The organism is Spirosoma jeollabukense (genome assembly GCF_054777855.1).
Genome location: NZ_BAAHAD010000018.1, coordinates 53,076 through 59,628, shown reverse-complemented (window position 1 = coordinate 59,628; position 6,553 = coordinate 53,076). Strand labels below are relative to the sequence as shown.

Annotated in this window: 4 protein-coding genes; 1 reads left to right on the top strand and 3 read right to left on the bottom strand. The window is 50.0% G+C overall.

Going from position 1 to position 6,553, the window contains the following annotated elements; genetic code table 11:
• The first annotated feature begins 332 nt into the window (after window positions 1–332).
• Window positions 333–1,382 (top strand): DUF4097 family beta strand repeat-containing protein, encoded by a 1,050-nt coding sequence (locus tag ACYVEA_RS32955; protein ID WP_461117632.1) that lies wholly within the window; start codon window positions 333–335, stop codon window positions 1,380–1,382.
• Between the two features lie 528 nt (window positions 1,383–1,910).
• Here the strand turns inward: ACYVEA_RS32955 and ACYVEA_RS32950 are convergent.
• The 3 genes from ACYVEA_RS32950 to ACYVEA_RS32940 all read right to left on the bottom strand — a co-directional run bounded on the left by ACYVEA_RS32950 (window position 1,911) and on the right by ACYVEA_RS32940 (window position 6,426).
• Entirely contained in the window at window positions 1,911–4,703 is a 2,793-nt protein-coding gene (locus ACYVEA_RS32950) for an outer membrane beta-barrel protein (protein WP_461117631.1), read from the bottom strand.
• Between the two features lie 82 nt (window positions 4,704–4,785).
• Window positions 4,786–5,580 (bottom strand): hypothetical protein, encoded by a 795-nt coding sequence (locus ACYVEA_RS32945; protein WP_461117630.1) that lies wholly within the window; start codon window positions 5,578–5,580, stop codon window positions 4,786–4,788.
• A gap of 75 nt (window positions 5,581–5,655) precedes the next feature.
• The gene (locus tag ACYVEA_RS32940) at window positions 5,656–6,426 is read right to left on the bottom strand and encodes a GLPGLI family protein (protein WP_461117629.1); all 771 of its coding nucleotides are present in this window, start codon (window positions 6,424–6,426) and stop codon (window positions 5,656–5,658) included.
• Window positions 6,427–6,553 lie beyond the last annotated feature (127 nt).

Below are 6,553 nucleotides of genomic sequence, written 5' to 3'. Positions count from 1 at the left end.
CACATCGCCGACGTAACAATTCGTAGTCAGATGGTTTGTATGCTGCCATACAGAACCAAAGAGGCAATCTTTACAAGCCTACTCACAGATCAATAAATCAACTGCTAGTACAATAAACGTCCATCAACGAACAGCAAATGTCCGCAGATGGACGTTTTTTCAATCACACATAAAAGGTAAGTAGCTATTATACAGATACTTATAAAATATGGCACAGTACTTGCTAAAGCAAATTGGGACGTACTACTGATCGATGATCTGCAAAAACTGTTTGCCTTCGTGCAACCTTCCTGCTCAGAACGCCATCATTATCCTATAAACAGACAAACCACATGAAACGCAGCCAATTTCTACTGACCCTTTTGAGTGCTACTACGTTTGCCTTTACGTCGCTGGCTATCCCGCTCGACAACGATACGCCTTACCAGACCAAGACCTTTTCGGGAAATATCAACGCTGTTCGGGCCGAAACTTCAGGCGGTAGCCTGACCATCGAAGGCGGAACCGATATGAACGCTAAAGTAGAAATGTACGTCCGTGCCAATAACTGGAATGATAAACTCGATAAAGCCGAGATCGAAGAGCGCCTTAAAGATTTTGATATTTCAATTGCACAGGAAGGCAGTACGATCGTTGCCACCGCCAAACGCCGGGGGAATGACAACAATTGGAAAAAATCGTTGAGCATTAGCTTCAAATTCTACACACCCCGTAAAGTGACGACTGACCTTCGTACATCAGGTGGCAGCATTAGCCTCGCATCGCTGACTGGCAACCAGAAATTTCGTACCAGTGGCGGCAGTCTTCACATGACCGATCTGGAAGGCGATATCAATGGGCAAACCTCGGGCGGCTCGATCCACATGGACCGCTGCCGGGTTGGAAATTCGGGGCAATTAGATCTGCAAACCTCCGGCGGATCTATTGAAGCGAAAGAATCGACGGGCAAAATGCGTCTGCATACATCGGGTGGTAGCATCCGGCTTACCGATTTAAAAGGCGACATTGACGCGCAAACCAGCGGTGGCAGCGTAAACGGCAGTGATATTGAAGGCGATGTTAAAGCCAGTACGTCGGGGGGATCGGTGCGTCTCTCCCAGGTGTCGGGCAGCATTGACGCCAGCACCAGCGCAGGTAGCGTGGACGTGGAGATCGTGAAACTGGGCGAATACGTTCGACTGACGACCAGCGCGGGCGGTATCAACGTAAAAATGCCCCTGAATAAAGGGCTTACACTAAATCTGAGCGGCAACCGAATCAAAATTCCGCTGAACAATTTTAACGGCGACACGGAGAAGGACCGGATCAAAGGCACCATGAACGGTGGCGGCATTCCGGTAACCCTCACCGCCAGCAGCGGCAGCGTCAATGTGAATCAGTAAAAGAGAGAGGATAAGGGTTCGGGTAGCGTTCAACAGAATGATGTTTTTGGGTTGAGGCTGATGAAATCGATCAGCTTGAATTCGGTTAGCATCTTGAGCATGAGCGTGGCCTTTATGACGGATCAGGCCCCAGTTGGCGCCCAAGCGACAAGCAGTTATACGGTAAATGATTCTAGAGCTGCCCCACTATTCAGGAACTTTTTATACACAATAAAAAAGCACGTACAAGTTATAACTTGTACGTGCTTTTTTATTGATGAGCATTGACAGGTTCGAGCATATGCCTTCTAACTTTACGTTTTTAGCGCGAATTTCCCATATAACATCGGTCCTATGGCCGAATCATATTTCCATCAGATCCGGTTTACTGCCTGGCCAAACTTCGCTCGTTTGGCGAAAAACTGACCGAGATTCCATTCATCGAACACGCGCTAGAGTTTCCTGTGGATCATTCGTTTCATAACCGGTTAAAAACATTAACTGATGAAAAACTATTGTTGTATACCATTAAAGACCTGTGTAACCTTTCTAAATCCCAAATTTTCGCAGGCTATAGACAAAGCTTACTAATAGATACCGACGTAGTATCCGGCTTTGAACGTCTTCGATATACGTATCGGTCGTGGTACGAATCAGACTGCGGTTCTGGTTCAGCACATCAAAAACCTGTAACCGCAATTCGCCTGTATTGCCTTTAAAAAACTGCTTGGCCAGCGCTACGTTCCAGAGCATAAACTGCTGATTATAGCCCGCTGCCCGGCCAGTTGTGCCCGTATACGTCAAATCGCTGGTAAGCACAAAACGGAAAGGGAGTTTCCAGAATACGTCGGCGGTAGCGTATTGCGACCAGAACGCTGTGTTCTGTTTGGGATCAGACCGGCCATCCGGTTGCGAATACGTAGCACTCTGATACGTTAGGTGGCTACTGATCCCGTATTCCAGACTGTTATTGAAATTAGATTGCAGCTGAAATCCCTGTCCCACGCTGGCCGTTTTGGCAATGTTTAGTTGGTCATTGATAAAACTAACCGCCTGACTCAGCCCCATGTTGGTGGTGAAGGTAAGTCCCAGGTTCGACGGTTGCAGCGTTCGCCCGATCGACATTGACCCGTTGGCCGACCAAAAACCACCGACATTAACGGGTTGCGTTGTCTGCACACCCGACGGACTAATCGTCGTTGACGTTGCAATCCGGTTGTGGCTCTGATTCAGGCTGGCAAACGCCGATAAACTTTTAGTGCCCTGATCTTTTGACACCTGGTAACCCAGGATAATTGTATGGTAAAACTCGGGAGCAAGTTGTGGATTCCCAATCCGAATGTTGAGCGGATTGGTATTATCAACAACGGGCTGCAATTGGGTAAGCGACGGCGCACTCAGGCGGGTTCGGTATTGCAAGCGCAGGTTTCGATTACCTGAAAAGGTGTAATTGAACAAAGCATTCGGCAACAGATTGAGGTACTGACGTCGCTGACTGGTATCGGCTGAACGATTATCAAGTTGCAGTTGCGATTGCTGAACATCCAACCCAAGCGCATATCGGTACCGTAATCGTTGATTCTGGAATGTAGCGCCCGCCCGCTGAAAAGTAAAGGAATGACTAAACTCGTTCGATAGCAGAGCATTGACGCGGTCATATTGGCCATTCACTTCATTTCGGTCAGTAACCAGTCGGTTAGCCTGATGGCTACTGATCGAATAGGCGTAGCGTAACTCCAGCTTTTGGGTGAATGATACCGGTTCAGTATACGACAACGTCAGCGTGTTTTGCAGGTTTTCATTGGCTTGCCGGTTCTGCTGGTTCAATACGTTCAAAACGGGATTACTACCGGTGGAGTCGTAAAATGTATTGACCGATTGATTCAGCGCCTTCGTTTCGCCATCGCCCAATACCGTGTTTAGATTGAACGACAGACTACGTCCTTCGCGTCGGAACTTACGCATCAGTAGCAGGTTATTGTAGCCATTCAGACCATTACCTGTCGATCCATAGATCGTTTCGCCGGTATTAATCAACTGAGCGGTTTGTTCTAAGATGCCGGGTACCGCCCGACCGGGTACTGTAGATCGGCTGGATAGTCGGCTGGGGTAATCAGTCGTTTGCCACCAGAAAGTGGGGGTTAGCCGAAGACTGGTCATCGAATCGAGTACCCAGTCCAAACGGGCATTGAATCGATGAGTCAACTGCTGATTCTGTGCGTAATGCTGCTGATCGGTCGTCAGTGAACTTCCGGGCAAAATACTGGTGCGCCGACTTTGTTGATCAGTAGTCGTGATGGCCTGATTCAGAAAATAACTCGCTGCAATTTCGGCTCGCTGTCCCAATTTATCCCGGTAGTTTACTCCGCCGGCGCGTACTTCGATCATAGTCGTGGGCGTCTGGCTACCCGGAGGTCCACCACCTTCCGGGCCTCCGACATAGACCGGAGCTTGCGCAGGCCCAGCGCCCAGCGTAAAATTTTGCTGGTTGAGGTTGTTCGCCTGACCAATCAGGGAGAGCTGACGTCCGTTGTTAAAGCGGTGTACGTTCAATTGACCCTGATACCGATTGGCCTCCCCCTCGCGCGCTGTGCCAAGACCCAGTTCATTCTTCCCAAAATACCCTTTCCGTTTGTCCCGCTTCAGGGTTATGTTGATAGTTCGCTCCCGATTCCCATCGTCAATCCCTGAAAACTGCGACTGATCCGACGACTGATCGTAGAGCTGTACCTTATCGACAATATCGGCGGGCAGGTTTCGGGTAGCCATTTTCGGATCATTACCGAAAAACGGTTTTCCATCCACCAGTATTCGGCTGACCGTTTGCCCCTGTGCTTTTATCGTTCCATCACGACCCACCTGCATACCTGGTAGCTTGCGAAGTAATTCCTCCACCGCGGCATTCTGTTGCGTCTTGAACGACCCGGCGTTGAACTCCAGCGTGTCCTGCTTCACCGTTACCGGCGCACTTTCCTGACGAACCACCACTTCCCGAAGCTGGTTACTCTGCTCAACCATCCGCAGGATACCCACTCCCTTCGCTGGTACATCGGGCGAAATAATGACCCCCTGGGAGACATTGCGATAGCCCAGGAAGGTAACCAGCAGCCGATAGGTCCCTGGTGCTACGTTGCGTATCTGAAACATCCCATCGCCATCGGTAATCGTTCCCGTTACGTAGCTCGAATCGCGATCCATCATCAGCGAAATAGACGCTTGCCGCAGAGGTTTGCCACTCACTGAATCAACGACCATCCCCCCAATCTCCGATTTTGATCCGTTCCGTTGGGCAAATAGGCCAGTAGTGAGCGTAAGGCAGAAAAATAAGAAAAACGAGTTCATGATAGAGCAAAGGGCTGAGGGTAGGATAGAGGGCATGGCCTAGAGAGCAAGGGGGTAACGCAACTCCTTGCCCTTATGGCACCTAATTCCGCTCGTTAAGTTGCAGTTGTTGCTGAAAATCGGCGATGGCTTTTTGGCGCAGGTCAGCTAATTGGTCCACCGTGACGGTCTGCGCCTGTGCGCTCGGTTTAAGCACGGATGCATCGAAGGCGGTTTTAGCTACTTTTCTGGCTTTAAATTGTTCTTTGCTTCCTTCGATAAGAAGTACGGTGCCCGTTTCGGGTGTGAGTTCGTGGATGGGCGAGTAGGTGACCGGAATTTCGGTCGTTATCCAGACCGTATAGATCTCTTTTTTGTAGGGCACGGTCGCTTTTCGGCAGGTGTAGCCGGCAATTTTCCTGGTTTGATCGGTCCATTGCCAGCCGCTTACTGGCTGAAAGGGCACTTCGGCCTGATACGTTTTGGCCCCCGCATCCTTGCCGACCGTGAGCCGCGTTACTTTCTTGAGCGCCTTCAGATCAACAAAAACCTGTTCGGCAAATGGCCTCGGCAGGTTTCTGGTTTGAGGAGGGCTACCGTCGTTCCTTACCCGAACGACGGCGTTCTGCTCATCGCGGCTTTCTTTCGCAAACGTACCGTTAATTAGTGTCTTCTGGCCAAACGAGCGCGTATCAGGAATGTCAGCTGGAAAATTCGGATCGCCGGGTTTGACTTGTTCGCCGTTGATCATAATCCGCATACTGGACGGATCGACTTTGCGAACACCTTCATAGGTAATTTGACCACACCACGGAGCAGTGGCCGTTTGTGCGATGATAGGATGAGTTGTCAAAAGGGCTACTAAGCAGTTGACAACGACGCTAGGGAGAGTTTTCATGATTGGTGATTTAGTTTACCTATTCAGAGATCAGATGGAGACTTATAACGTACTGATAACTAAGGCCAGACAGTGTTAACCCCCTTGCCCAACGCGTCTGTTCTTTTCTATAAAATCGGCGATGGCTTTCTGGCGCAGGTCAGCTAATTGGTCCACCGTGACGGTCTGCGCCTGTGCGCTCGGTTTAAGCACGGATGCATCGAAGGCGGTTTTAGCTACTTTTCTGGCTTTAAATTGTTCTTTGCTTCCTTCGATAAGAAGTACGGTGCCCGTTTCGGGTGTGAGTTCGTGGATGGGCGAGTAGGTGACCGGAATTTCGGTCGTTATCCAGACCGTATAGATCTCTTTTTTGTAGGGCACGGTCGCTTTTCGGCAGGTGTAGCCGGCAATTTTCCTGGTTTGATCGGTCCATTGCCAGCCGCTTACTGGCTGAAAGGGCACTTCGGCCTGATACGTTTTGGCCCCCGCATCCTTGCCGACCGTGAGCCGCGTTACTTTCTTGAGCGCCTTCAGATCAATAAAAACCTGTTCGGTAAACGGGCGCTGACCACCCACCGTTGGCATCACCTGATAATTGTTGCCGGTTACCTTCGCATACGCACCATTGATGAGGACCTCCTGCTCCGACATTCGGTTATCGGGAATGTCTTTAGGCCAGTTCGGATCGCCGGGCTTCATCAACTCGCCATTACTATCTTTGAATTTCAGACTCGCCGGATCAATTTTGTGGATGCCTTCGTAGGTAATCTGACCCGACCACGAAGCTGCGTTCGTTTGAGCGATGAGGGAATGAGCTGCCAGACAGGCTACTAACAAGCTGACAACGACGACAGGGAGCGTTTTCATAGGAATTGCTGGTTTGATTTAGCGCCCGTAATGACGGACCACTCAAAGGTCAGGCGGAGTTTTGTAACACACTGCTACATAGTGTTAAACAGTGTTAACGCCCATCCGAAGCCCACCCATCTGATGT

Excerpts from the sequence above, each read along its gene's own strand:
- ACYVEA_RS32955 (WP_461117632.1), top strand. The coding sequence starts at position 333 with ATGAAACGCAGCCAATTTCTACTGACCCTTTTGAGTGCTACTACGTTT.
- ACYVEA_RS32950 (WP_461117631.1), bottom strand. The coding sequence starts at position 4,703 with ATGAACTCGTTTTTCTTATTTTTCTGCCTTACGCTCACTACTGGCCTA.
- ACYVEA_RS32945 (WP_461117630.1), bottom strand. The coding sequence starts at position 5,580 with ATGAAAACTCTCCCTAGCGTCGTTGTCAACTGCTTAGTAGCCCTTTTG.
- ACYVEA_RS32940 (WP_461117629.1), bottom strand. The coding sequence starts at position 6,426 with ATGAAAACGCTCCCTGTCGTCGTTGTCAGCTTGTTAGTAGCCTGTCTG.